24 protein-coding genes and 2 pseudogenes are annotated in these 26,166 nt (G+C 63.6%); 5 read left to right on the top strand and 21 right to left on the bottom strand.

What is annotated here, in order from left to right:
• Positions 1–7: 7 nt before the first annotated feature.
• From BLW48_RS29210 to BLW48_RS29200, 3 genes are all read left to right on the top strand, one after another.
• The gene (locus tag BLW48_RS29210) at positions 8–3,532 is read left to right on the top strand and encodes an indolepyruvate ferredoxin oxidoreductase family protein (protein WP_218137534.1); all 3,525 of its coding nucleotides are present in this window, start codon (positions 8–10) and stop codon (positions 3,530–3,532) included.
• Between the two features lie 306 nt (positions 3,533–3,838).
• Positions 3,839–4,513: a glutathione S-transferase family protein gene (locus tag BLW48_RS29205; RefSeq protein ID WP_093179030.1), complete on the top strand. Its 675-nt coding sequence runs from the start codon at positions 3,839–3,841 to the stop codon at positions 4,511–4,513.
• Positions 4,514–4,797: 284 nt separating this feature from the next.
• A complete protein-coding gene (locus BLW48_RS29200; protein WP_256330987.1) occupies positions 4,798–5,280 on the top strand; it encodes a type 1 periplasmic-binding domain-containing protein in 483 nt (160 codons plus the stop codon).
• 139 nt (positions 5,281–5,419) lie between these two features.
• Here the strand turns inward: BLW48_RS29200 and BLW48_RS35520 are convergent, their stop codons facing one another.
• The 8 genes from BLW48_RS35520 to BLW48_RS29165 form a co-directional block, all read right to left on the bottom strand.
• Entirely contained in the window at positions 5,420–5,575 is a 156-nt protein-coding gene (locus BLW48_RS35520) for a hypothetical protein (RefSeq protein ID WP_177142452.1), read from the bottom strand.
• A 118-nt stretch (positions 5,576–5,693) separates the two neighbouring features.
• Entirely contained in the window at positions 5,694–6,662 is a 969-nt protein-coding gene (locus tag BLW48_RS29195) for a threonine ammonia-lyase (protein WP_093179029.1), read from the bottom strand.
• A complete protein-coding gene (locus BLW48_RS29190) occupies positions 6,659–7,684 on the bottom strand; it encodes a succinylglutamate desuccinylase/aspartoacylase family protein (RefSeq protein WP_093179027.1) in 1,026 nt (341 codons plus the stop codon). The genes BLW48_RS29195 and BLW48_RS29190 overlap by 4 nt, the downstream gene beginning before the upstream one ends.
• Entirely contained in the window at positions 7,681–8,448 is a 768-nt protein-coding gene (locus BLW48_RS29185; protein ID WP_256330986.1) for a transporter substrate-binding domain-containing protein, read from the bottom strand. The genes BLW48_RS29190 and BLW48_RS29185 overlap by 4 nt, the downstream gene beginning before the upstream one ends.
• Positions 8,449–8,503: 55 nt before the next feature.
• The gene (locus tag BLW48_RS29180) at positions 8,504–9,232 is read right to left on the bottom strand and encodes an amino acid ABC transporter ATP-binding protein (RefSeq protein ID WP_093179024.1); all 729 of its coding nucleotides are present in this window, start codon (positions 9,230–9,232) and stop codon (positions 8,504–8,506) included.
• Positions 9,213–9,869, bottom strand: a complete 657-nt coding sequence (locus BLW48_RS29175; protein WP_093179023.1) for an amino acid ABC transporter permease — start codon at positions 9,867–9,869, stop codon at positions 9,213–9,215. Before BLW48_RS29175 ends, BLW48_RS29180 begins: the two co-directional genes overlap by 20 nt.
• A gap of 1 nt (position 9,870) precedes the next feature.
• Entirely contained in the window at positions 9,871–10,536 is a 666-nt protein-coding gene (locus BLW48_RS29170) for an amino acid ABC transporter permease (protein ID WP_093179021.1), read from the bottom strand.
• Positions 10,537–10,539: 3 nt separating this feature from the next.
• A complete protein-coding gene (locus BLW48_RS29165) occupies positions 10,540–11,040 on the bottom strand; it encodes a RidA family protein (protein WP_093179019.1) in 501 nt (166 codons plus the stop codon).
• A gap of 186 nt (positions 11,041–11,226) precedes the next feature.
• Here BLW48_RS29165 and BLW48_RS29160 point away from each other — a divergent pair, with 186 nt between their 5' ends.
• Positions 11,227–11,997: a FadR/GntR family transcriptional regulator gene (locus tag BLW48_RS29160; protein WP_256330985.1), complete on the top strand. Its 771-nt coding sequence runs from the start codon at positions 11,227–11,229 to the stop codon at positions 11,995–11,997.
• Positions 11,998–12,094: 97 nt separating this feature from the next.
• On the opposite strand, the gene cysC is transcribed toward BLW48_RS29160, so the two are convergent.
• The 8 genes from cysC to BLW48_RS29120 all read right to left on the bottom strand — a co-directional run bounded on the left by cysC (position 12,095) and on the right by BLW48_RS29120 (position 21,437).
• Entirely contained in the window at positions 12,095–12,685 is a 591-nt protein-coding gene (cysC, locus tag BLW48_RS29155; protein ID WP_093179018.1) for an adenylyl-sulfate kinase, read from the bottom strand.
• 75 nt (positions 12,686–12,760) lie between these two features.
• A complete protein-coding gene (locus tag BLW48_RS29150) occupies positions 12,761–14,188 on the bottom strand; it encodes a glycosyltransferase (protein ID WP_093179016.1) in 1,428 nt (475 codons plus the stop codon).
• A gap of 10 nt (positions 14,189–14,198) precedes the next feature.
• Complete coding sequence (locus tag BLW48_RS29145; protein WP_256330984.1) at positions 14,199–14,918, bottom strand: HAD-IA family hydrolase; 720 nt, start codon at positions 14,916–14,918, stop codon at positions 14,199–14,201.
• A 4-nt stretch (positions 14,919–14,922) separates the two neighbouring features.
• Positions 14,923–16,179 (bottom strand): aminotransferase class III-fold pyridoxal phosphate-dependent enzyme, encoded by a 1,257-nt coding sequence (locus tag BLW48_RS29140; RefSeq protein ID WP_093179015.1) that lies wholly within the window; start codon positions 16,177–16,179, stop codon positions 14,923–14,925.
• On the bottom strand, positions 16,180–17,679 hold the full coding sequence (locus tag BLW48_RS29135) for a GMC oxidoreductase (RefSeq protein ID WP_093179013.1): 1,500 nt from the start codon (positions 17,677–17,679) through the stop codon (positions 16,180–16,182).
• Positions 17,676–19,121: a condensation domain-containing protein gene (locus tag BLW48_RS29130; protein ID WP_093179012.1), complete on the bottom strand. Its 1,446-nt coding sequence runs from the start codon at positions 19,119–19,121 to the stop codon at positions 17,676–17,678. Before BLW48_RS29130 ends, BLW48_RS29135 begins: the two co-directional genes overlap by 4 nt.
• Before the next feature lie 13 nt (positions 19,122–19,134).
• Positions 19,135–20,469 carry an MFS transporter gene (locus BLW48_RS29125; RefSeq protein ID WP_093179010.1) on the bottom strand — a complete coding sequence of 445 codons (1,335 nt, stop codon included), beginning with the start codon at positions 20,467–20,469 and terminating at the stop codon, positions 19,135–19,137.
• Positions 20,466–21,437 (bottom strand): sulfotransferase family protein, encoded by a 972-nt coding sequence (locus BLW48_RS29120; RefSeq protein WP_093179009.1) that lies wholly within the window; start codon positions 21,435–21,437, stop codon positions 20,466–20,468. Before BLW48_RS29120 ends, BLW48_RS29125 begins: the two co-directional genes overlap by 4 nt.
• Before the next feature lie 814 nt (positions 21,438–22,251).
• Here BLW48_RS29120 and BLW48_RS29115 point away from each other — a divergent pair.
• Positions 22,252–22,515, top strand: coding sequence for a transposase (locus BLW48_RS29115; RefSeq protein ID WP_093179007.1), 264 nt, complete (start codon positions 22,252–22,254; stop codon positions 22,513–22,515).
• Between the two features lie 477 nt (positions 22,516–22,992).
• Here BLW48_RS29115 and BLW48_RS29110 read toward each other — a convergent pair whose 3' ends face one another.
• The 5 genes and pseudogenes from BLW48_RS29110 to BLW48_RS29095 form a co-directional block, all read right to left on the bottom strand.
• Positions 22,993–23,463 (bottom strand): nuclear transport factor 2 family protein, encoded by a 471-nt coding sequence (locus BLW48_RS29110; RefSeq protein WP_177142451.1) that lies wholly within the window; start codon positions 23,461–23,463, stop codon positions 22,993–22,995.
• Positions 23,460–23,618 (bottom strand): hypothetical protein, encoded by a 159-nt coding sequence (locus tag BLW48_RS35515; protein WP_177142450.1) that lies wholly within the window; start codon positions 23,616–23,618, stop codon positions 23,460–23,462. The genes BLW48_RS29110 and BLW48_RS35515 overlap by 4 nt, the downstream gene beginning before the upstream one ends.
• A 605-nt stretch (positions 23,619–24,223) precedes the next feature.
• Positions 24,224–24,406 (bottom strand): annotated as a pseudogene (locus BLW48_RS35935) (IS3 family transposase); the annotation flags it as partial.
• A gap of 69 nt (positions 24,407–24,475) precedes the next feature.
• Positions 24,476–24,914: pseudogene (locus tag BLW48_RS29100) on the bottom strand (alpha/beta hydrolase-fold protein); the annotation flags it as partial.
• Positions 24,915–24,917: 3 nt separating this feature from the next.
• Positions 24,918–26,024: an S-(hydroxymethyl)glutathione dehydrogenase/class III alcohol dehydrogenase gene (locus tag BLW48_RS29095; protein ID WP_093179006.1), complete on the bottom strand. Its 1,107-nt coding sequence runs from the start codon at positions 26,022–26,024 to the stop codon at positions 24,918–24,920.
• Positions 26,025–26,166 lie beyond the last annotated feature (142 nt).

Raw genomic sequence — 26,166 nt, 5'->3', positions numbered from 1 at the left:
ATCCCCAATGCAAGGAACTGAAGTCATGAGCACAACCGTTTCTCTCAACGACAAGTACGAATTGCCGAAGGGCCGCGTGTTCATGACTGGCACGCAGGCGCTCGTGCGCCTGCTGATGGTGCAGAAGGCGCGCGATGAGGCAGCGGGCCTGAAGACCGGCGGATTCGTCTCGGGCTACCGCGGATCACCGCTCGGCTCCGTCGACCAGGAGCTCTGGAAAGCCAAGAAGCTTCTGGAGCGGAACAAGATCACTTTCAATCCCGGCCTCAACGAAGAACTTGCCGCGACCTCGGTATGGGGTTCGCAGATGGCCGGCATGGATCCGAAGGCTACGGTGGATGGCGTGTTCGCCCTGTGGTACGGCAAGGGCCCGGGCGTGGACCGCAGCGGCGACGTCTTCAAGCACGCGAACATCGCGGGAACGTCCAGGTTCGGCGGCGTGCTGGCGATCGCAGGCGACGACCATACGTGCAAGTCATCGACCTTGCCGCATCAGAGTGAACAGGCATTCATCGCCGCCGCGATCCCCGTGCTCAACCCTTCGGGCGTACGGGAATTCCTTGAGTTCGGTCTGCACGGCTGGGCGATGTCGCGCTACTCGGGCTGCTGGATCGGCTTCAAGGCCGTCAGCGAAACCATCGAGACCACCTCGTCCTTCGAGATCGACCCGATGGCGATCGAGACAAGAATGCCGGACAACCAGCAGATCCAGTCGGGCTCGCTGTCGATCCGGTGGCCGGATCCTCCGATGGAGCAGGAGGCGCGGCTGCTGCGCGACAAGCTTCAGGCCGTGCTCGAGTATGTCCGGCTGAACGGATTGAACCGGCAGGAATGGAAGGTTCCGAATGCCAAATTGGGCATCGTGACCACCGGCAAGAGCTACCTGGATACGCGTGAAGCCCTGTCGTTGCTCGGCATAGATGAAGTTGGCGCCAAGTCCCTCGGACTGCGCCTGCTGAAGATCGGTGTGAGTTGGCCGCTCGAACCCGTCTGCGTGACGGAGTTTGCCCAGGGCTTGGCCGAGATCCTCGTTGTGGAGGAGAAGCGAGGCGTGCTTGAGCCGCAGATCAAGGAACAGCTCTACAACGCACCGGCCGATGCCCGCCCGCGCGTCGTTGGCAAGGCAGATGGCGAAGGGGAATGGGTCCGTTCACCGAACGGCTTTTTACTGCCGCCGAACGGCGAGCTCACGCCGGCCCTGATCGCCAGAGTCATTGCACAGCGCCTGCTGCAAGTGCTCGGCGCCGGCGCACTGCCACAATCGGCGACAACGGTTCTGGCCGACGCCGGCTGCGCGGCGGCCCTCGACCCGACGCTGCCCCAGCGGTTGCCGTTCTTTTGCTCGGGTTGCCCGCACAACACCTCGACCATGCTGCCCGAGGGTTCGCGCGCCGGTGCGGGGATCGGCTGTCACGGCATGGCGACCTGGATGGGGCGCAACACGGGCAACATTACACAGATGGGCGGTGAAGGGGCTGCCTGGATTGGCCATGCACCGTTCACCTCCGAGGGCCATATCTTCCAGAACCTCGGCGATGGCACCTACAGCCACTCCGGTTCGCTGGCGCTGCGCGCCGCGATCGCCGCGGGCGTGAACATCACCTACAAAATCCTGGCGAATGACGCAGTCGCGATGACCGGCGGGCAGCCAGTCGAAGGGAGCCTGAGCGCCATCCAGATCGTGCAGCAGGTTGCTGCTGAGGGTGTCAGGAACGTGCACCTGGTGTCCGACGACCCTGCGTCGTGGCAGGCCCTGGGCGGCTTGCCCGCTGGCACCGTCGTCAGCCATCGGGACCAGCTCGACGAGGTGCAGCGCCAGTTGCGGGATGCGTCCGGAGTTTCGGTCATCGTCTACGCGCAAACCTGCGCCGCCGAGAAGCGCCGCCGACGCAAGAAGAAGGAGATGGTCGATCCGCCGAAGCGGGTCGTGATCAACGAGGAAGTGTGCGAAGGCTGCGGCGATTGTGGCGTGCAGTCGAACTGCGTCTCCATCGTGCCGCTTGAAACGCCGCTCGGCCGCAAGCGAACGATCGATCAGAGCTCATGCAACAAGGACTACTCCTGCGTCAAGGGCTTCTGTCCCAGCTTTGTCACCGTCGAGGGCGGCGCCCTTCGCAAGGCTCCCAGGTCCCAGAGTGCGTTGCCTGCAGACCTGCCCGAGCCCATCATTCCGGCGCTGGACCAGCCGTACAACGTGCTGATCACCGGCGTGGGCGGCACCGGCGTGGTCACGATTGGCGCGCTCATCGGCATGGCCGCGCACCTCGAAGGCAGGGGCGTCATCATTCTGGACATGGCGGGCTTGGCGCAGAAAGGCGGTGCAGTGATGTCGCATGTGCGCCTGGCTGCACAGCCCGATGCACTGCACGGGGCGCGGATCGGCCAAAAGCAGGTGGACCTGCTGCTGGCTTGCGATCTGATGGTCGCGGCAGGCAAGGAAGCGATGGCTGCATCCAGCATGGAGCGAACGGCCGCGGTCGTGAACACCCATGTTGCGCCAACCGGCGGCTTCACGAAGAACCTGGATTGGCAGGCTCGCCCCGAAGATCTGTTGGAGCAGTTGAAGTCAGGGGTCAAGCAGATCGCGACGATCGACGCGTCGCGCCTCGCCACCAAGCTGCTGGGCGACGCGGTAGCGACGAACGTCTTCATGCTGGGATTCGCGTGGCAGTCGGGCAGGATTCCCCTTTCGGGGGCGGCGCTGCTGCGCGCCATTGAACTCAACGGCACCGCCGTGCAGATGAATACCGCGGCGTTTGCCTGGGGACGACAAGCTGCCTTGGAACCTGACAAGGTGCGTGCGGCGGCCGGCATCGACGCGCCGCGGGTGATGCTGATGCCGCAGCGCACGCCGACTCTTGACACCCTGATTGCAGATCGAAAGACGCGGCTTTCTGGCTACCAGAGCGACAAGTACGCACAATATTTCGAAGCTCGTGTTCGTGAACTTGCCGCCATTGAGAAAGCGACATTGGGCGGCGACCGCGTGGCTCGCGAGGTCGCCGTGAGCCTCTACAAGTTGATGGCGTACAAGGACGAGTACGAGGTGGCTCGCCTCTACACGGAGAGCGGATTCTTCGAGCGGATCGACCGTGAGTTCGAGGGAGACTTCAAGCTGCACTTCCACTTGGCGCCGCCGCTTCTGGCCAAGCGCGATGGCAAGGGGCGTCTGGTCAAGAAGGCTTACGGACCCTGGTTGGTCATGGCTTTCCGGTGGCTCGCCAAGGGCAAGGTCTTGCGGGGGACGGTCTTCGACGTCTTCGCCTATACCGAAGAGCGCCGCAATGAGCGTGCCGAGTTTGGGCGTTTCCTGGGGCAGATGCGCAAGGTGCTTGCCCAAGCGCAGCTCGAACAGACTGCAACTCTTCTGGAACTCGCAAGGCTGCCGCAGGCCATGCGCGGCTACGGGCACGTGAAGGAAGCGAATGTGGACGCCGTCCGCAGCCGTGAGGCCTACCTTCTTGAACAGCTGCGCAAGCCGGTTGCAGCTGCGGATACGCAGGTTGAGGACCGCGCAGTCCAGGTGGTCTAAGAGAGGTAGAGGTGCATGAAAGATCAAGATGTACTCGCGGTCGACGCCGTCCGCAGCGCCAACGAGACCTCTGTGCGGAGCGCTGAAGGCGATTCCGCTTTCGCAACGGCCACGACCACCGACGTTCCGTTTGGGGGTGCGGACAAAAACTTGGACTGCGAGGAGATGCAATGGACGCCTCCCCGCCTACGGGCAGTACAAACGCCGCAAGAGTACAGAGATGAACGGCGTGACTGGTGATCGGCCAGCCCCGGGGGTGTTTTCGCATCGCATTTGACGCCGACCGACCGCTAAAAATCCTTCTTGATGATTACCCTGTATCACTGCGTGAGTGCACGCTCATTTCGCCCTCTCTGGATGCTGGAGGAACTCGAGACGCCCTATGAACTGGTGATGCTGCCGTTTCCGCCTCGCGTACTTCAGCGTTCGTTTCTTGAACTCAACCCACTCGGCACGGTCCCCCTCATGGTCGATGGGGCGACGCGAATGACCGAGTCGTCAGCGATCTGCGAGTACCTCTGCGCGAAAGCGGCACCAACTCGACTTCAAATCGATCACGCAGAACCGGACTTCGGCACCTATCTCAACCTCCTTCACTTCGGCGAGGCGACCCTCACTTTCCCGCAGACGCTGGTGCTACGGTACTCTCGGTTCGAACCCGAAGACCGTCGGCAGCCCTCTGTTGCAGACGACTATGCAAAGTGGTTCCTGGCCCGGCTGCGCACGCTCGAGCCATTGCTAGCCGCGCGCGAATATCTGTGCGGTGACCGATTCACAGCTGCGGACGTGTCCGTGGGCTACGCGCTGCTTCTGGCCCAGCATCTCGGACTTGCGACCCGGTTCACACCAGCGGTGGCGGCTTACTGGCGGCGTCTGCAGCGCCGCGATGGCTATCTTCGCGCCATGCGCGCGCAAGAGGTTGCCGCTAACGCTCAAGGGGTGTCGCCGATTCCTGCACCCGACACGCTGAACGGGGCGTAGACGGATGCGCAGGCGCGCCAGCCTATAGGCACACTGCACGGACGTAGGATCCGCCGTCGCGTTGTAGACCGGCACCGGCTGGTCCGTCAGGATGAACTTCACATGCGAGTCCTGCGCCGAGACGATCTCTCGTATGCCCTCGACCCACATCGTGCAATGCATCAGGCGTAGAGCCTGCCTCTCACCATCAAGTCGACTTGGCCCAGCGCGCCGTAGCACGAGCGGACCCAGTCCAGGCCTTTGGGCGTGCGCAGCTTCTGCGTTGCCATGTGCTCGAAGAAGTCTTGGAACGACTCATGCACGTCGGCGTGGTTGCCGAGCACGGATGCGCGGACTGCTTTCGTCCCCTGGTCGTCGATGACAAGGCCATGTGTGCCGCCGGCAGCAAACCGATGTTCTATGGCATGTCGGTCGTCTCGGGCGAGGTCACGGCCAAGGTGATGCCCCTGCAGGCGGGCGGGTTGGCCATCTTGCAGGTCACGCCTTACCCTTGGGGCGAAGTGGAGGCCGCGGCGCGCGACCATCGCCGCTCAGCGGAACAAGCACAGGTGCCGGTGGGCTACGGCAGCTTCGAGGGCTCCCTGAACGCTCTGGTGATGATCGGGCGCACCGGTCGCGACCTGACGCGCGTGCGCCTGCATGCGACGCTGCGCGCGCTCAAGCTGCGCTTGGCCGGCATGGACATCGATTTCTCGACCGGCAGCGCCACCGGTTCACACTTCATCGAAATGATGCGCGTCACACCCGAAGGCCGCTTCGTGCGCTGAACGGACCCAGGGGTACCGCGGCGGCCGGCCAGCCAGCGCTCGTGCCTCAATAGCGGCATGAGCCAACTGCGCGGAATGAACTGCGTCCACAGCTATCGGGACTTTCGGTGAAGGCCAACTCCTCCACGGTTCCCCTGGCTCAACCATCGGCTTTGATATGCCAAGAAAGAAACTGACCATGCGCCAACACAGCCGGACCTCTTCGGCATTGGCCGCCCTGGCTCATGCCTTGCGTTGCGTCATTCATCCGGATGACGTCGAGCGCGCAGGCGGTGTCTTTCTCGTCGGCGGGCATGTCGGCGCCTGCTCCTGCGAGCGCCTCGGGCCTTGAATCACGAAGGCGTCAGAACGCGCGAGATCCGAGATGCCGCCATCGGCGCTCGCCCGTTCAGAACCGTCTGCCTAGCGGACTCCTAGCCTTGCGGCATCCCGTCGCTGCCGCTGCCGCACAGCACCACGGCGATCTTCTCGTCGTCGCGCCGCGCGAAGCAACGATGGCTCACGGCCGCCAGCGCGGTGGCCGCGCCGAGTTCGATGGCCAGGCCCGCGTGCTGCCAGGCGGAGCGTGCAGCGTCCTCGATGACCTCTTCGTCGACCAGCACGATGTCGTCGACGTACTTCTCGATCAGCTCGAAGTTCAAGGGTTCGGTCGAGCGCGCCGCAAGGATGGGCACGCGCGTCTTCACGTTCTCCAGCTTCACGATGCGGCCTTCCTTGCGGCAGGTATGCAGCGTGGGGCATCCCGCGGCTTCGACGCCGATCACGCGGATCGACGGCTTGAGCAGCTTGGCCGCCTGCGCGATGCCCGCGAGCAGGCCGCCGCCGCCGATGGAGACAACCAGCGTCTCGACCTCGGGCCATTCGTCGATGATTTCGAGCGCCGTCGTGCCCTGGCCGATTACCACGTCCCGGTCGGCGTACGGGTGCAGCAGCGCCCCGCCGTGCTCGGCCACGTTGGCGCCGGCGGCGTCCCAGCTCTGGTCCCAGAAGTCGCCGTGCACCGTGAGCTTCGCGCCATGGCTTTCGATGCGCGCGCGCGTGATCGGCGTGCTGGTGTTCATCACGAACACGTTGGCCGGCAGGCCCAGTGTCTTGCCGACGTACGCCACTGCCGCGCCGAAGTTGCCGCCCGACGCAGTCGCCAGGCCCTGCTGGCGCACCTCATCGGACAGGTTCAGTACGCGATTGAAGGCGCCGCGCGCCTTGAACGAGCCGGTGACCTGGTGGCACTCGGCCTTGAAGCGTACCTGCGCTGCGCCGCCAGGCATCCAGGGGTGCGCGTTGACCAACGGTGTCTGCCGGATGTAGGGCTTCACGCGGGCATGCGCCGCGCGGTAGTCGTCGAGGGTGATGGGCTGCTGCATCGTGTTCATCTCGCTCATGCGGCTGCACCTTCCTCGTCTTCGACCAGCACACACAGGTTGTTGCCTTGCTTCACGATGCCGAAGGTGCGCTGCGAGTACACCGTGCCGCTCCTGGCGAAGCGCACTTCGCGCGGTGCGAGCGCGGGTTCGGTCAGCAGGTGCAGGTAGCCCGCCACCTCCCCGGCCTTCACGGTGTCGCCCAGCTCGTGCAGCGGCTCGAAGTAGCCGTCGCCGGGCGACAGCAGGTTGCCGCCGTTGGACACGATGTGCACGCGCCGGCTCGGCGGCGGCGCTTCAGGCAGCACACCAGGCACCACGCCCAGCCGGGCCAGCACGCGCGACAGGCACTCGCGCGTGCGCTTCACGCCCCTGGGCGATACGCTGCCGTTCTCGCCCATTTCCGCGGCGATGGCTGCCAGCCCGAGGTGCGCCGCCGCGCCGCAGCTGGTGCGCGGGTCGCCCATGTTGTCGGTGATGACGGTGAACTTGGCGCCGAACCAGCGCGCCATGTCCTCGGCACGCTCGCGCACTGCCGGCGCCAGCGCGGGCGTGACCACGACCTGGGCGCTCTCCTCGATGAAGAGAGAGCTGCCCCCCGCATGCAGGTCGACGTACGCGTCGCACTTCGAAAACAGCACGTCGTGGATGAACGCTGCGATCTGCTCCGTCGGCGTGCCGAAGGGGTTGCCCGGGAACACCCGCGCCAGGTTCTTGCTGTCGAGCGGGCTTACGCGCGAAGCCGCGCGCAATGCCGGCGCGTTGGCCGCGGGCATCAGGATCAGCCGGCCCTTCACCTGCGAGGCGTCGAGCGTGCGGATCAGCTCGTTGATGACGATCGGGCCTTCGTACTCGTCGCCGTGGATGGCCCCGGTGACCAGCACCGTCGGCCCGTCGCCATTGCCGATGACGGCCAGCGGCAGCGCCACGGCGCCCCATGCATCGTCATGCCCCGAATGCGGCAGCCACGCATGGCCGACCTGCTTGCCGGGCTTGGCCCAATCGATGTCCGTGAAAACGGTGGATGGACGCGCCTGGCTCACTTCACTTCTTTCTGCTCGTCCTTGAACCACTTCAGGCGCAGCGCGGCGAGGCTGCCGTCGGTGGACTTGGCGTCGATGATCTTGTTCATCTCGGCCAGCAACGCGGTCTCGCCGGGCTGCACGGCCATGTAGGCGGGGCTGATGCGGATCAGCGACTTCATCTCGATGCCCTTGGCCGGATTCTCGTCGGCCACCTTCTGCGCGATGAAGTTGTTCTCGGCGAACAGCGGCGCCTGGCCCGACAGGAAGGCCGAGATGGTCGAGGCGGTGTCTTCCAGGCGGATCAGCTTGGCGCCGGGTGCGAGCTCGCTCAGCGACAGGTCGGGCGTGGAGCCCTTGGGCACCGCCACCGTCTGGCCCGCGAGGTCGGCCACCTTGGCGAACTTCGGCGTGCCCTTGCCGCCATACACGCCGAGGTACACCGCCGCGTACGGCTTCGAGAAGGCGACCTGCTTGGCGCGCTCGGGCGAGCTGCCCAGCGCGGCGATCACCACGTCGACCTTGTTCGACAACAGGTAGGGAATGCGGTTGGCGCCCGTCACCTGCTGCAGCTCGAGCTTCACGCCCATGGCCTTGGCCACGTTCTCGGCCAGCTCCACGTCGAGGCCCGTGGGCTTGCCCGCGCCGTCGGTGAAGCCCCAGGGCGCGGCGTCGATGGTGGTGGCGATGCGGATCGTGCCCTTGGCCTTGATGTCCGCGAGCTTGTCGGCGTGCGCGAGCAGGGGTGCTGCGCAGACCAGCGCGGCGGCGAACAGGGATTTCATTCTGAACATGGAAGCTCCTAGAGACAAAGGGACGACGAAGAGAATCAAGAAAAGATCAGACGACGGACTGGACGAACTGCTGGAACTCGGGGGTCTGCGGGCTGCCGAACATCTGCTGCGGCGTGCCCCGCTCCCAGATGCGACCCTGGTTCATGAAGAGCACCTCGGAAGCCACGCGGCGCGCGAAGGCCATCTCGTGCGTGACGACCATCATGGTCATGCCGTCGCGCGCCAGGTCTTCCATCACGCGCAGCACTTCGCCGACCAGTTCGGGGTCGAGCGCCGAGGTGGCCTCGTCGAACAGCATCAGTTGCGGCGACATCGCCAGCGCCCGCGCGATGGCCACGCGCTGCTGCTGGCCACCCGACAGCTGCGAAGGCATGGCGTCGAGCTTGTGGCCCAGGCCCACGCGCTCCAGCATCTGCCTGGCGAGTTCGCGCGCCTCGCCCTTGGCGATCTTCTTCGTCAACACGGGTGCCAGCGTCACGTTGGCCGCGGCCGACAGGTGCGGAAAGAGATTGAAGCTCTGGAACACCATGCCCACGCGGCGGCGCAATAGCGCGAGGTCGGTGCCGGACGACTGCACATCGACACCGTCGACCACGATGCGGCCCGCGCCGATGGTCTCCAGCCCGTTCACGCAGCGCAGCAGCGTGCTCTTGCCCGAGCCGCTGCGCCCGACGAGCGCCACGATGTCGCCCTTGGCGACCTCGGTGGACACGCCGCGCAGCACGTGGTTGTCGCCGAAGTGCTTTTCGACCGAATCAATGAGCACGAGCGGCATTCATGCGTCCTTCCAGGTTGAGTGCCAGACGAGCCAGCGGATAGCAGATGGCGAAATAGCACAGGGCCACGCCGCAGAAGACGGGCAGGTGCGCCAGTGTCGAGCCCGCCACGATCTGGCCCGAACGCGTGAGCTCGACCAGCCCGACGAGCGCCGCGAGCGAGGTGTTCTTGATGAGCTGCACCAGATAGCTCACCGTGGGCCCCAGCGCCACGCGAAAGGCCTGGGGCCACACCACGTGCCGCATGACATGCCAACGGCGCAGGCCGACGCAAGAGGCTGCCTCCCACTGGCCCTTGGGCACCGACTCGATCGCGCCGCGCCAGATTTCGCCAAGGAAGGCCCCCGCCGACAGCGAAAACGCGGCGGCCGCGGCCGTGAAGGCCTTGATCTCGATGCCCAGCAGCATCGGCACGCCGAAGTACAGCAGGAACAGTACGCCCAGCAATGGTGTGCCCTGCACCAGCTCGACATAGATGCGCGCCAGCACGCGCAGCCACGGCAGGCGCGAGGTGCGCGCCACCGCCACGCCGAGCGCGATGACGCTGCCGATGACGAAGGCCGTCAGCGCGAGCGCCGCGGTCCAGCGGATGGCGCCGAGGATGAGCCAGAGGTCGGCAATGGACAATCCGCGCATCTCAGCGCTCCTTGCCGAACAGGCGGCGCTGCACGAAGCCCAGCAGCACGCGCAACGCCTGCACCGCGACGAAGTACATCGCGCAGATCACGACGTAGACCTCGAAGCTGCGGAAGGTGCGCGAGTCGATGAAGCTGCCGGCATGGAAGATGTCTTCCACGCCGATCTGCGAGATGAGGCTGGTGCCGATCAACGTGAGCACCATCTGGCTCGCCAGCGACGGAAACACGTTGCGCAGCGCCGGCACGAACAGCACGTGCACCAGCACCTGGCGCGGCCGCAGCCCGAGCGCGGCGCCGGCTTCGGAAAGGCCGCGCGGCACCGACATCAGCCCCGAGCGGAACACCTCGACCATGTACGCGCCGCAGTACAGCGCCAGCGAGATGACGCCCGCCACCGGCGCTTCCAGGCGAATGCCCAGGTTGGGCAGGCCGAAGTAGATGAGAAAGAGCTGTACCAGCGCTGGCGTGTTGCGGAAGAACTCCACGTACACCCGCGTCGCGCCGCGCAGCGGCTTGTTGCCGTAGACCAGCGCCAGCGAGCCCGCCACGCCGATGGCCATGCCCAGCACGATGCTCGAGGCGGCGTAGCCCAGCGTGTGCAGCAGGCCTTCCACCAACTGCCCGGTGTAGGGGGCGAGTGCCTCGAACTGGAACTGGTAGGCCATGGCTCAGTCCACTTCGAGGATGGCCTCGACCTCGACGGTCTGGTGGCCCGGCAGCGAGCCCGCGCCGATGGCCGAGCGGGCGCCCCGCCCCACTTCGTCGCCGAACACTTCGACGAACAGGTCCGAGCAGCCGTTGATGACCTTCGGGTGGTGCGCGAAGCCGGGCGCGGCATTCACGAAGGCCAGCAGCTTCACCACGCTGCGCACGCGCTTCAGGTCGCCCAGCGCGGCCTTGGCCACGGCCAGCAGGTTCAGTCCGGTCAGGCGTGCGTGGGCGTAGGCCGCCTCGATGCTCACTTCCTCGCCGACACGGCCCACGTGCAGGTGCCCGTCGGCTTCGAGCGGCCCCTGTCCCGAGAGATACAGCAAGGGACCGGAGCGGCGCCAGGCCACGAAGTTGGCGACGGGCGCCGGGGCCGGCGGGAGCTTCAGGCCGAGCGCGGCGAGCCGCTCTTCGGGACCGAGGCCCGTGGCGGACGGTGCCGTGTTGGAATCCAGGGTCATTGAGAACACATCACCGTGGCACCGCGGGGGCGGCGCCCGGTCAACCTTTCGACGAAAATCAACGGATTCGGAAGAATTGGTCAACCAATCCACAACCACGCAGATCAGGCTTGTGTGACTGCGTAATGAATTCATTCTAAGATTGTTAATTGAGATTGGTCAACCATTTTGGCGAGCTATCCAACCATGAATGCAAAGCCCGTGCCGCAGCCGCTCCAGCCGCTGATCGAAGTCACGGATCTCTCGGGCCGGATCGCCGCGCAGGACAAGGCGACTGCCTCGAAGGTCTACCGCGCCATCCTCCAGTCGATCCGCGACGGTGTGCTCAAGCCCGGCGACAAGCTGCCCAACGAGCGCGACCTGTCGGAGCAGTTCAAGACCTCGCGCAGCACCGTGCGTCACGCGCTGGCCATGATGAGCGCGCAGGGCCTGCTGGAGCGCAAGGTCGGCAGCGGCACCTTCCTGGCCGAAGGGCTGATGCAGCTGCTGAGCGAGTCCGACCTGCCGGTGGCCGCGCACCACCGCGACGTGCCGACCTATACCGAGATCCTCGAAGGCCGGCTGCTGTTCGAGCCGGCCATGATGGCGCTGTCGGCCCAGCGCGCCGACGCCGAAGACTTCGCGCTCATGCGCCACCACCTCGCCGTGGTGCGCGATGCCGACCAGTGGCTGCAGTTCAAGGAAGGCATCTACGGCGTGCACCAGGCGATCTTCCGAGCCACGCGCAACCGCTTCCTGATGCAGGTGTTCGACGCCGTGGTGGCCGACCGGCGCGCGGTGCAGTACGACGGGCGCTCCAACCTCAACGGCCCGGTGGGCGCCGTGGTGCGCGAGCAGACGCTGCGCGAGCTCACGGCCATCGTCGATGCGCTGCAGGCGCGCGACGCCAAGGCCGCGACCAGCCTGGCCGACGCGTACTTCACGCGCATCCTGGCGTCGCTGAACGTTTACGGATAGGCCCGCAGCACGCGATGGTCGAGCATTGCCTGCCTGGATGTGCCGGTGCCGTGTTTCTTTGGCGGCCAGGCGCGATCCTGGAACTCGGCTCTTTGATCTAGCAAGTCGACAGCTCCAGGATTTTTCGCACGGCTTCCTCTACGGTAAGTTCAGCCGTGTCGATTCTGACGTCGGGCGATTGCGGCGTCTCGTAGGGGGCGTCCCAGCCAGTCAGCTGGGTCAGCTGGCCCTGCCGGGCGCGCGCGTACAGCCCCTTGGGATCGCGCGCGACACAGGTCGCCAGACCGGTGCTCACATGCACTTCAAAGAATTGGCGTGGCCGGAACAATGCACGCACCAGAGCCCGATCTTTCGAGTATGGAGAAATGGCCGTGACAATCGCGATCAATCCGGCGTCGACGATACTGTGCGCGAGGTGGCCGAGGCGTCGTACGTTTTCGCTGCGGTCCGCCTGGCTGAATTTCAAATCGGCATTCAATCCTTGCCGCGCGACGTCAGCATCGACGACGTAGGCATTCTTCCCGCTTTGCCAAAGGTGCAGTTCCAGCGCGCCGGCAAGGGTGCTCTTGCCCGCTCCAGACAGCCCCGTCAGCCAAAAGCATGCGGGGCTTTGCTTCAGACGCGCCGCGCGGTCCTCGGGCCCAATCGCTCGGGACGACGGAACAGTGTCGATTGCATCGATGAGCATGGTGGTATTCCTTTTGCTGTTTCAGGTCATAGGTGGCCGGCACGGCAAGCAGGCATAGACACGCCTTGCGCGCCGTCACCGTGCATCAACTGGATTGCGCAGTTCAAAACTTGTCAGAGCCGATTGAATCGATGCATACCATTTCGGAATTTGCGAGATTTGCGTACTGGAGCGCAGACAGTTTTCACGCGCCGTTCTGGCCATCTCCGCGAAATCGCCATAGTGGACCGCAAGGCGATGCATCATCTCCGCCGCTTTGACCTCGATGCTTGGCTCGTCGAGGACAACGCCATTCAGTCCATCGACGATTTGCGCTCTCAGGCCAAAGGCGGACGACACCACGACCGGTTTTCCTCGGAACAGGGCCTCTGTTGTCGTCAACCCGAAGCCCTCTTCACGAGAGAGCTGAAATACGCCGTGCGCGCTCTGCTGTAGCCGGCCGACAATTTCGGCATTTGCGTCGTTGTCTTTCATCGAGATGCAGGCCAGATACACGCGCAGGCGCACCTGCTTGGGCAACTGGGAGCACAGGCCCGCGCATTTCTCAAAATACGCCCGTCCCTCGGGATCGTCGGCCACTGCCATGGGATCCGGTCCGGCGATCACCAGGCGCATATCGGATGCCTCGTCGAACGCCGCGCCCATAAAGCGTTCGAAGGCGGCAATGATCCTGTCGATACCTTTCAGTCCATCCCACCTGGATACGTGAAGGAAATACCGCAAGCCCAGAATTTCCCGAAGTGTCGGGCCGGACCCTGATTCGCAGTTGCTGAACGAGACCAGATCTTCCAGCGCCCGGTCCGGCGGCCCCGCATGGCTGCGGTTCTTGCTCGAGAACGGGCTGATCGATGGCTGGATGATGTCTATGGGGTGGCTTGTGTCGAAGGCATATCCCTTGTTGCTCAGGACAATGCGCTGAAATGGATGGAGGTGTTTCCCTAGAAGTCTCCATATGTTGTCGACCGTGGAGCTCTGTCCCGGGTAGCCGATGTGGCATCGCCAGATGGCTGGGTGCGCGTGGGAGTTCAGGAACTGTGACGCGGCGCAAAGTGGCTGAGGATCATGAACAACCAGAAAATCGTCGGGCCGGATGATTCTCTCCAGCTCCTTGGCACCTTGCTTCGATTCCGCAAGGTAGTACGGCAGCAGCTCATCCAGGCCCGCCGCGGCGGCGTTGTGAAGGGAATTGTGAATGCCCTTGGTGAATTGGAAAAACTGCTCTTCCTTCGGTTTGAAAATGAGCCAGCGCGCATCAAGGCCAAGCTCTCGAAGGATGCATATGTGGTGAGGAAGCATTTCGGCCACCCCGCCACCGAATGCGGTGGAATTTATGTGCCAAAGACAACGGCCGCCAATCTTGGCTCGAATTTCTCTGGATGAACGAAACAACTCAATGAGAAGTTCCTGGTAATCCTCTTGCTCCGCTACGTAATGTTCAAGTACCGAACCCTCTATCAGCACCTCATCAAATAGCGGTGTGCGGCCTTGTGTTGATACCTTCATCGGGTGGCCTTTATTTGATCTGGCTGGCACGTTCAGCGTGGCTGCTTAGAAGGGAGATCTTGCGAAAATTCTCTATCCAGCCTTTGATGCCACGATGGCCTCTGGCATGGAGGCCGACACCGATGCAGTCGCATCCCGCAGCGATGGCCGCTTCAATTCCGGTTGGGGAGTCCTCAAAAACCAGGCATCTTCGGGCAGAGATGCCCAGCATGCGCAACAGCATTTCATAGGGCTGTGGATGCGGTTTTCCCTGACTCACGTCCTCGGCCGCAATCATGATTCTTGGGCGAGAGATTCCGGCCGTCGCGAGGCGGGCAAACGCAGAAGCCCTGGCCGAAGAGGTCACGATGGATTTCCGCGCGTCAGGGATGGAGCCGTAGAACTCCGCGGCGCCCTGGACTGGTTGCAACAGTCCCATCGCCTGGATCTCAAAATTCGCAATACGGGCTGCTTCGCGTTCCGGCGAGAGGTCGCACGCAACCGATGCCACCAAGTCGACATCCCGGCGGGAGGCCGACATCCGAATCACGTGATCCGGACACATCTGTTCTTCCCGCGCCCAGCGGCGGAGTGCGCTTTCGATCACCGCCTCCGAATCCACAAGGACGCCGTCCAGATCAAAGGCCACGTGATCGTAGTCTTCGATCCGAATTTCGGTCGTGGCTTCTTCCGGGGGATCTCCCAGCCATTGGGCGAGCCGGCGATGGTTCCTTGTTGTTTGATCCTTCACGGCCCTATTCCTGTGCAACCCAGTGATGCTTGCTGGAGAGACATGCTTTTTCTGTCGCACGGAACGCCTCGGCGCAGTACTCGGCCACGGACGCGTCAGTGACCTTGACCGCCATGTCCTCGTCTCTGCGGTAGTCTGCGAGCGTTCGCTCAAGTGCCGGCCGCAAAGCTTCGAAGAACGCCGCATGCATTGACACGTTGCTCATGTACTTTGCCGGGTAGCCGGTGTAGATACCGTGCTGCAGGCATCGCTGAGCGAAGGCCTTTCCATGCCTTTTCGTGGGCAGGACGATGTCGAACATGGTGTCGTTGCCGAGAACGCGCACCGGTATTTCGCTGCGCTCGAACGCGGTCTGGAACAGACTCTTGAGCGTTGAGCCGATCTCGGCGAGCCGGGCCACAATCGCGGCTTCTTCAAAGATTTCCTGTGTCAGGTTGCCAGCCACAAAAGCCCGGTTCTCGCGCAGGTAGGTGTTGCCGAGATAAGCCGTGTCGGCTCCCGCCATGGCGTCCACGGTGCCAACCACCGCGGAAAGGCCGACACCTTGTGCGATCCCCTTGGCCAACGTGATGAGGTCGGCTTTCACACCGTGTTTCCGGCAGTAGCCGCCCTTGGCGTAGCGAAGTCCGCACAGGACCTCATCGACGATCAGCAATGCGCCGTGCAGCCTTGCCAGCCTGGAGATTTCCTGAAGCAATTCAGAGGGAAAGACCGAGGGCTCGGGCGTGAAGAAAATGCCGGCGACTTTTCCTTCGTTATCGGCCAGTTGCTGTTCCAGGATATCGAGGTCATATTGAAAATCATGGATGTGCGGATCCTTGGCCGGCGAATTGGCCGACCAGGGATGCTGCTGAAAGATGTCGTGCCATCCATGGAAGCCGGCCGTCAGGATGACTGGCCGGCCTGTTCGGTGCCGGGCGACCCGAACTGCCGCTTCCGTTGCACAAGATCCGGTCCTCAGAAAGAACACCCTGGGGGTGGCCGGGAACATCACCGAGATTTTCCGGGCCAGCATCTGGCGCTGCTGGGTCACCGGCGACGGCAAAACGTCGGCTTCCCGCTCCGTCAAGTGCGCCAGTCTGGCCTTGAATACGGGGTCATTGCTGCCGAACGGTGATGCCCCGCTGCAGGAGGTCATGTCCATGTAGGTCTTGCCGTTGACGTCCTGCGCCATTGCGCCGATGGCGGAGCGGAACACGATGGATGAACGAGCTTCACGTTCCCATTCGGCCAAATGTCCGTTGGCTTCAAGATCGAGCATTCAGGTTTCCCTTCTATCGAGTGACATGGCCATTCGCCTCGCATTGGCCATGATGGTGTGAGTCGGATTGCTGTTCCCTGCGAAATTCATGACGGAGCCATCCATGACATGGATGTTTGTGAATCCATGGATCCGTCCGCAGCTGTCTACGACCGAGGTCCCGGGGTCGCTCCCGGCGCGCATCGTGCCGTGCAGGTGGGAGCTGCCTTTTGAATGGGCAAAAGGCTCTCGCTCTATTCGGCCCGCGCCGAGGTGACGCAGAATTTCATCCGCGCGGTCGGCGAGAAAACCTATTCGCGCGCAATCGTTCTGCGAATTTGCGTATTCGAAACGGATGCGAGGGATGCCGTCAGGGTCAACGGCCTCGTCAAGCACGACGCGGTTGTGTGACCATGGTTCTTCTCCGGCGATGTAGTGCAGGCGCACAAGACCGGCGTTCCCATGCGGCGAGGGGAAATTCGCCTCGTAGATGAGTCCGCCGAATCCGCATGGCACATCGACATGCTCGTAGAATTCGTCCGTGTACACGGTCGCATGCGTTCCCCAGTGCGGGGCCAAGGCAGCGGCGTCGCAACCGGCAGACTCCATATGGCCGACCGAGTAGCCGCTGATCTTGAATGAGAGACCCCGTCCGACAAGGTCGGATCCGTTGCCGATGCCCTTGGGCGCATACGCGCTCTTCGATCGAAGCATCAATGCGGCTGTCTGTACGGCGTTCGCGCAGACGATCACTTTGCCGACCGGGATGCGGATCAGTTCCGATGAGAGCGGCACATAGCACTCAAGGGCTTCCGCCGTGGCGTCGTTGCGCAGCGCGATCCGATTGACAAAACAGCCATACAGAACCGAGATCGTTCCAGGCAAGGCGGAGTCGTCGAGAATGTTCCTGGCCAGCACGGATGCCTTCGCCTCCGTGGGGCACGCCAGTTCATCGCAAGCCGAACACACGATACATCCCTTGCTGGTCCCGGGCGGCCGGATTGCCAGTGGAATGCGCTTCGGTCTTATTCCGAGCGCCCGCATCGCATTGGATAGCAGGAGTCCGCGAGAGCTGGCCGGATACGATGGAAATCCGTTCGACCCACTGACCTCCAGAAGATGCTCGATCTCCGCGTAGAAGGGTTCGAGGTCCTGCAGGGTGATGGGCCAGTCAACCTCCATGTCAGTCGCAAGATATCGGGAGGCCGACAGATCTGCTTGCCGGTACCTCAATGTGATCGCGTTGTAGAACTGCATTCCGCCGCCGACACCGCACGCAGTCCATGGATTGCCGTCGGCGGGGCCGTCTGAAGAAGTGAATGCCCGGCTGTAGGCTGCTTGATGAGGGCCGTACATGGCGCCCGGGGAAACCAGGCCTCCATATTCCAGGACCGCCACGCGATGGCCTCTTTCCGCAAGCGTTCGTGCGGCGATCGATCCAGACGGCCCCGAGCCGACGACGATCGCGTCGAAGTCCGTGTAGTCACAGGAGGCAGCCGAAATATGTCTGATGGTCGTCACAGACAATGATCCTCCCCTCTGGGTCTGGGTGTGGCGGCCCAGCAGCCGGTGCTCGCTACGGCGGCCAGGAGCTGCTTCGCACGGGACACGTAGTGGGAAACCGCAATGGCCGCCGGGCCGGTGGCGGGGTGGCGGTAGTCGACGAAAAGGCCCTCGTGCATTCGCGAGATCCAAAGGCACACCTCGTCCGGATCGGTGCAGCGGCTACGCAGGGCGATGGCTCGCCAGCGGTTCCAGTCGTGCGCGCCGAGGGTACGGCGAAAGTCCATGTACGAGATCATGAAAGGATCGCGCAGGGGGCGGCCCAGAAGCTGCGCCACCCGCAGCATCGGTATGCGGGCCAACTCCTTGGCCCCGTCGAAGCCGCAGAACGCGGAACGCACCGCCTCGGCAAAGGAATCGGTTGCGCCCAGGGGAAAGGCGACCGGGGCCATTCCCACATACCAGCCGATGGACGATTGCCAGGCGCTGGGCTGGGTATCGATGGGGACCATGGTGCGAAATTCGTCCGAGCCGGTGATTTCATGGCTGGCCTTCGCGAAGCAGGCGAGCAGCCCGGATGCGAAGCCGCCTCCGGCCGCGCGGCAGACTTCAGCGAAGTCGCGCGTGGCGGATGCGTCGAGAAACTGGCTGCGTCCGCCCGTCTGGGCGCCGGAGCTGTTGCTCGCGTCGCTGACCGGTACAGGAAACTCCGGCAGGCGACCGCCCCCCTTGGCAAGGAATTGTCGCCATCGGACGATGAATTCGTGCTCGGTGGTCAGTGCATCGGCGGCGGTCCGTTCGGCCTCCGCGAAATCAAGATAGCTGGCCGTGGGGGGAAGAGGGGGCGGGGCAGGCTTGCCATCGCGAAGGGCGAGTGCTGCGGCATACAGGGTCTGGAGCTCATAGACGGTCTGGCAAACCGAGTAACCATCCATCAGGCTGTGATCGGCTGCGAGACAGATCGTGGTCGCGTGCGGGCTGCTGATGGTGGTACAGACGTATCCAGGCCAGGTGAGGGGCCCGGCCTCGCTGTCGAACAACGCCTCCAGATGCCGCGCCAGTTTCCGGCCGTCGGCAAAATCTGCCACCGTACTGCATCGAATGCTTACGGCACCGGCCGGCAGTGTCATGCGCTGCAGGCCGTTCTCCGGAGCGGAGCTGGACGAAGGAGCAAGGTGACTGCGCAGGGTTTCGTGGCGATTTGCCCAATCACGCAGGGCCGCGGCGAAGGCGTTCGCATCGAGTTCGCCGGGCAGGTCGAAGGCGCAACCCAGCCAGGACGGCGGCAGGGGGCCTCCACCGGCCGCCTCGACTGCGCATGCAATGAGTGCTTCCTGGACGTGGGACGCCCGCCGCCGATCGGCCACCCATGCAGCCGTGGACCCGTCCTGGACGTGGGCTCGCCAGACGGTGAGGCGGCCCGCAGACAGGCTGAGCGACGGCATGTCAGTGAACTTCATGATGGGGCATGTCTTATCTGTGAGGAATGGAAAAGGTTGGCGCGGAAGCCGGTGCGGCTTGCGCTTGCGCGAGCTGCGGTGTGCGCACTGCCCACAGGTCGGACGCATAGATCCAGGCGGTGGCTGCCGCGATCGGGGCGCCGCTGAGCAGCAGCGTTGTCCGGGCATCCAGCCACATTCCACAGGCACCACCCAGCAGGGCACCCAGCGAGGCGAGTCCCCAGACGACTGTGCGGATGCTCGCGTTCACCCGCCCGTGCAGTGCAGGCGGCGTCAGTGCGTAGCGGATCGGTACCTGATGGACGTTGTAGACCTGCTGGCCGGCCCACAGCAGGAGTTGCGACAGCCCTGCGGCCAGCCATCCCGACTCCCGAAGCACCGGTGTGAGCACCGCGCCGGCGGCGCTGGCGAGGAGGGCCGCGACCAGCACGCGGCCCAGACCCAGCGCCCGTGCAAGCGGACGGGCGAGCAACGAGCCTGCGACAGCTCCGAGTGCAGCGATGCCCGTGACTGTCCCGATCTCGGCGGCAGTCAGTCTCAGCGCTTCGGTCAGGTACACCAGGAAGACCGCGGAGTAGGCGCTGTAGCAAAAGACGAGCGTGCCGGTGGCCAGAGTGACCGCGCGCAGTCGAGGCGTATGCAGCACGAACAACGCGCCCTCGGCCGCCTCCGAGCAGACTCGGCCGATGATGCTGCCGCCCCGCACGACGCCCTGGTGGTCATTGCGGCCCCCTGTGGCCGGCGAGGCTCCGTCGGGCCTCATTGCCACGCATGGGAGCAGCGCCGTCACCAGCAGGAACGACGCTGCGTCCGCGAGTATCGCCATGGGCGCGGAAACGGTGGCGATCAGCCAGCCTGCGAGCGGCAGGCCAAGCACCACTGCCGCTGACTGTCCCAACTCCAGCCTGCTCTGTGCCTGTACAAGCTGAGGATGCCGCGCGACGGTCGGCACGCAAGCCAGGAAGGCCACATCGGCGATCACCGTGGCCGCACCCACAAGAATGGCGACGATGTACAGGTGGAGCATGCTGACGTGTCCGTGCAGAGAAGCGGCCAACGGCACGGTGGCCAGCGCGAGCGCCATCGCGGTGTTCGCCGTCATCAGAAGCATCCGGTGCGAGAACCGGTCGACGAGGACTCCGGCAGGCAGACCCAGCACAAGGTAAGGAACCCGCCCGCAGGCGAGCAATACCCCAGTCTCGAACGGCCCCGCGCCGTGTAGTTGGATCGCGGTCAGAGGAAGGGCCAGGAGCGTCACCTGGGAGCCCAGGAAGGAGACCACCTGGCCTGTGAGTAGCAGGTAGAAGCTGCGGGACAGTCGAAGCGCTTCGTGCGTCTGCCGGCTCATCTCGTGTTCTCGGCATGCAATGTCGACAGGCCGTAGCCGAGGCGCTCCAGTTCCTTTCCCGCGATCCGCTCGAATGCCCTGATCTCCTCGGACGTGAGATCCTGCAGATACCGGCCGTTGCGCCCCGTGTACAGGGGCTTGCCGGCGGCTTCCGCTGCGGGATGGCCCCAGGGTTTGTCGAACAGCGCGTGCTTTTGCTCTGCGTGGTGCAGGACGGCCTCGTTCCATGGCAGTCCGAGATAGTCCAGCATCCGCTCGATGGTCCGGCGGGGCTCGGTGACCAGATCCTCGTACCGCACTTCCAGATAGCGACCGCAAGGCGCAGCTTGGCGGGGCCGGGTGAGGACCTCCAGCCAGCCGCGCGCGGCCTGCTCGACAGTCCGATAGCCCCAGTCGGGGACGGTCTTGATATGGGACGCAGCCAGGTCGCGGCCGTCGCGGATGATGTGGACGAAATGGGCTTGCGGCCAGATTGCGGCATACGTGCCAATGTCCTGAATCCTCCGCTGAAGCTTCAGGCCCCATCGTCTGGCCCCCGTCTGTTGACGTCGGAATTCGCCGATGGAATCGACGAGCAGGCAGCGATCCTCCAGGACGGACAGATCGGTGCCCCGTTCTGCCATCAGGCGGGTCACCAGGTTCCGTATGTCGTCACGGCAGAGACCGAATCGCTCGCACTGCACTACGAAGTGAGCACCGTCGAACCACTCGGGGGGCACGCTGTCCTTCGTCGCATCGGCGAGACGCGAGGCGTGCAGGTCCATCAGGTCGCACGCCGCGAGGATGTGCGGGCCGAGGTCGACGGGTTCGGTGAAATCGATCTCCGGACCCACGACCAGATCGGGGTGCGAGTCGAGCAGGATGCTGAGCAGCGTGGTGCCGGAGCGATTCTCGCCGCCGAGCAGAACAGGGCTGGAGGGAAGAGCAGGTGAAGGGGAGCCGGTGGACTGGATGACGGTACTGGACATGGCATCTCCTGTGGGCAGTGGCAAGCGTTGCCAATACAAATCCGGCCAGCACCCCGTTGATGCCTGCACGTAGCAGATGGGCCGAAGCGGCTAACGTGAGCGGGGGCGCACAAAGTTGATCGGCAAGGCGATCGCGAAATGGGACGCTCTTTCTTCGGCAAGACCGAAGAAGCGACGCAGGTTTCCTCAGATTGCCTGCGCCATCAAGAGGAACTGCCGACCAATTTCTCATTTCGCGCTTGTCCATTGATTGGGGAATTCGCTTTCGAAAAAGCCTCGATGGCTGCTCGGGATCGGCAGTGCGAATACGTGGAACAACTAGGTCCTGCTGACCTTCTTGCTCCCTTTGCAGCATTGCCACTTCGGATGTGCCGGGCCGCAGCTCGCGGATGTTGTTTCTGGGGACAAGTTCCTCAATTGCATGAACACCGAATCTTTGCAAAGCATCCGAAAGATGGATTGCGGTTATTGGATCGAGAGAGTCGTTGTGGGGTAGCCTTAATCCAAGATTTCGGATTGAATAAATCGTACGGTGCCTTGTTGAAGCCGGTCCATCGACGGTTCGGATTCTTACGAATTGCTGTATTGCTGCCGGATCGCCGGCTGTATTGGTCGTCCGATGCCCTCGTGGAAAGGACCATCAGGATGCCATCTCAAATGAGCGAAGCAGAGGCAAGGAAAACGCGCGCTCGAACAGCCGTGCAGTGGCCTGAAGGCGCCCGCGCCCTGGCTGACGTGCCACCGAAAGACCTACACAGATCAAACCTACAGGTACGGTTGCTTCCCCAGGCCCCAAGCGAGGCAAGGAGAAGCGATGAAGATGTCGAGATTCGCCGAGAAACGGATTGCCTGCGCATTGCGGCCGGCCGAAAGTGGCATGCCGGTAGTGGATGTGTGTCGACAGATCGGCGTATCGGAGGCAACGTTCTATACGTGGAAGGAGTGCGCGGATTTCGGCGCGAGCGAACTGCGTAAGCTCAAGCAGCTCAAGGACGAGTCTGCAAGACTGAGCCTCATCGTGACCGGCTTGACGCTGGACAAGCAGATCCTGCAGGAGGTCGTCCGAAAAAAGCTCTGAAGGCTGCCAAGCGGCGCGAGTTGGCAGCCTGGATGCGGATGCACTTTCAGATCAGCGTGCACCGGTCATGTCGACCGTCGCTGCTGCAGCGCTCGATGTGGTGCACCGAGGGCGCGGCACGCGATCAGAGCGCCTTGCATCAGCGCATTCGAGGCATCGAGGATTTGGGCGACGCGCTGAAAGCCAGCTTCCGGCTTGAGTCCGGCTTCGTGGCCGACAGCGGAGCACTCCTTCTGATGCATCGCGATCCTGGAACCGCCATCCAACCTCCTCGGAATGCCAGATGGGGCACTCGCCGAGGTTGGTGTCGATGTTCGCAACCGGCATGAGGGTCCAAAGATCAGCTCCGCGGCCTGGCCAAATGACCATGGTGGGTAATCTTCGCACGACGGCACGGCTGCGCCTTGCGGGGCGGGGACCGATTGCGGCAGGTCAGGGCGCGTGCACGTTAGCGACCGCGCTTTCGAGGCCGCACACTCAGGCAGGCTGCGCCTGCATGGCTTCGAAGTCGCGCCAAGAGAAACGTGAAACACGCTTGGCAATCATCCACTGGCCGTTGCGGCGGATGTATTCGTCCTGGTAGATCACGCCATTGGTGTTCCTCGTCTTCTGGCCGTTGGCGTCTGAGATAAGAACGACCAATCCGTAGTAGGTGGCTGTGGCTGCGTCGCCGGAGATGGTCGGCGTCTGCTGGCCGTTGAAGTGGTAGAGGGTTTCGAAGTTCGCAATGAAACCGGTGAATACCTCGTGAATCTTCGCGCGCCCCTTCGTTGAGGCGAACAGCTCATCGCCAAAGTAGGTGTCCACGGTCGCGTCTTCCGTGAACAAGGTCATCTGCGTGGCAATGTCCTTCTTGTCGCCCAAGTAGGCAAAGGTGTCGATGAGATCTCTGAGCGCAGCACGGTCCTCAAGGGCTTGAATGCGTTGTTCCAGGGTGTTGGTGATCATGAACGGCGTTCTTCTGGTTGGAAATGGATGCCCCGCAGGGGCGAGGCGGTTAAGCGCAGGAACACTGGCCGTGTGGCTGTGGGTTCCCGCCGCAATTCGAAGGCGTGGTCGTCCCAGCTGTGATGGCTGCTGCTGGCGTTGAGCGTCGTGGTCATTGCTTCACAGTTGCTTGCGAGGTGGATGAAGAGGCTCCATGGACGGGCACCGGGCGCCGGACGATGCAGGCCAGCGCGACCCAGCAACGCCAGCCCGAGAGCGATCCGCCGAACTGGTGAGGGGCGTTGAACAGCCCAGAGGCCGAGTCCGTGTCCTCGCTAACCGCCAAACATAACCCAGTGGCTGTCGTAGCGCTGACCAAGCCGCGCCGCATTCCGAGCCGTGGCACTGCCCAGGGAAAGCAGCGCGAGCGGCGTCATTGCCGCCCGGCGGGCCGCGCCGTGGCTCAAGCCTACGCAACCCAGGCCGAGGTCGAGACTTCAAGGTTGCCTCTTTCAATTTTGCGCTCTTGCATGCATGTTTATCCTGCGGCCGGAATCCGATTCGTCATGCGCAAGCGCGTGACGGATGGCTTTTGCCTTACAGCCAATGTAGTGGTCGCATTCCGTCGCGACTAGATGGCAGGATCGGCAAACACTTGTGAGGTAATCTCATAAATTTGGAAGAGGCGCTACAACGGCCTGCTGGCCTTGTTCGCCGTGGCGCGCTCAGAGCTCCACGTGTTAAGGGGCGGACGGGAAATTGGACCGCCAGGGGAGTAATGCGAGAACTTGGGTCGTCGGCCCGCATAGCCCGCTGGCAAGTCGAGCTTCTGCTGGTATTCGTTGTACCAGCCCTTCAGAGAATTCTTTGTTGGATAACCCAGCTGACGGATAGTGGGTCTGACGCGTTTGCCAAGCTTGATGTAGAGCTCAACGGCTCGAATCCGATCTTCGTAGGAAGACACGAACTACCTCCTGGTAGTCCAAGTTTTCGTCCGCACCCCCACTGGCTCAGTTTCCGGTCGGCGCCAACAGCCGAAGATGCCCAGCCGGTCGGCATCGATCGGCAGCCTGTCAGTGATGGCTGGCAACAGCTCCGCCATCAGGTAGCTTTCCATGCGCCAATGTCTTGCCCAGGGCTCCTGCACGGCATCTAGGTAGAACCCGGCACCGACGCCAAAGTCCCAGTGGTCCCGGGCGCCTTGAATGCTCTCCGCCTCGGTGCACCGCGGGCTGGTGTCGGGCGCTCCCCAGTTCCGCAGCCAGGCGTTGTGCTCCACCCTTGGCTGGAAAGGTCTCTTCGGTGCAAGTCAGACCGGCCAGATAGAGCAGTGCCGGAACCTTCTCGAGCGCGCAGGCTTGCGGCAGGAAGACCGAGAAACGCATCGGCAGGCCGATGGCGCGTGACGCGTGCGCATAGAAGCGCTGAACGCCGCCATGGCAGACGTGCTCCGAGACGAGCGTGAAACTCATCGCTCAGTACAGCACCACGCCGCGGATCGACTCGCCGCGCTTCATCAGGTCGAAGCCCTTGTTGATGTCTTCCAGCGGCATGGTGTGCGTGATCAGGTCGTCGATGTTGATCTTGCCTTCCATGTACCAGTCGACGATCTTCGGCACGTCGGTACGACCGCGCGCACCACCGAAGGCCGAGCCTTCCCACTTGCGGCCCGTGACCAGCTGGAACGGCCGCGTGCTGATCTCCGCGCCCGCCTCGGCCACGCCGATGATGATGCTGCGGCCCCAGCCCTTGTGCGTGCACTCCAGCGCCTGGCGCATCACCTTGGTGTTGCCGATGCACTCGAAGCTGTAGTCGGCGCCGCCGTCGGTCAGCTGCACGATGGCGTCGACGACGTTCTCGGTGTTCTTCGGGTTGATGAAGTGCGTCATGCCGAACTTGCGGGCCATGGTCTCGCGCTCGGGGTTCAGGTCCACGCCGATGATCTTGTCGGCGCCCACCATCTTGGCGCCTTGAATGACGTTCAGGCCGATGCCGCCGAGGCCGAACACCACCACGTTCGCGCCGGCCTCCACCTTGGCCGTGAAGATCACCGCGCCGATGCCGGTGGTGACGCCGCAGCCGATGTAGCAGACCTTGTCGAAGGGGGCGTCCTCGCGGATCTTTGCGAGCGAGATTTCAGGGGCGACCGTGTAGTTGCTGAAGGTCGAGGTGCCCATGTAGTGAAAGATCGGCTTGCCGTCGAGGCTGAAGCGCGAGGTGGCATCGGGCATCAGGCCCTTGCCCTGCGTGCCGCGGATCAGCTGGCACAGGTTGGTCTTGCGGCTCAGGCAGAACTTGCATTGGCGGCATTCGGGCGTGTACAGCGGAATGACGTGGTCGCCCTTCTTGAGCGTGGTGACGCCGGGGCCGACGTCGACCACGATGCCCGCGCCTTCATGGCCGAGGATCGCCGGGAAGATGCCTTCGGGGTCGGCGCCCGAGAGGGTGTAGTAGTCGGTGTGGCAGATGCCGGTGGCCTTGATCTCGACCAGCACTTCGCCGAATTTCGGGCCTTCGAGGTCCACGGTTTCGATGGTGAGCGGGGCTGCGGATTTCCAGGCGACTGCGGCTTTGGTTTTCATGGGGTCAAGGTTCCTCGAGGTTCGATCGCCGGGACGTGCGGCGACGTACGTCCATTTCGTGGCGGCGGATGGTATGTCGCTGCATCGAACGGGTGCGCTCGGATTTCGATACGCAGCTGCTCGATGAGCAGGCGCCTGCAAG

Origin of the sequence: Variovorax sp. YR266 (genome assembly GCF_900107295.1) — a bacterium.
Taxonomy (GTDB): Bacteria; Pseudomonadota; Gammaproteobacteria; order Burkholderiales; family Burkholderiaceae_C; genus Variovorax.
The sequence above is the reverse complement of the archived record's forward strand: the minus strand, read 5'-3'. Positions and strand labels throughout refer to the sequence as shown.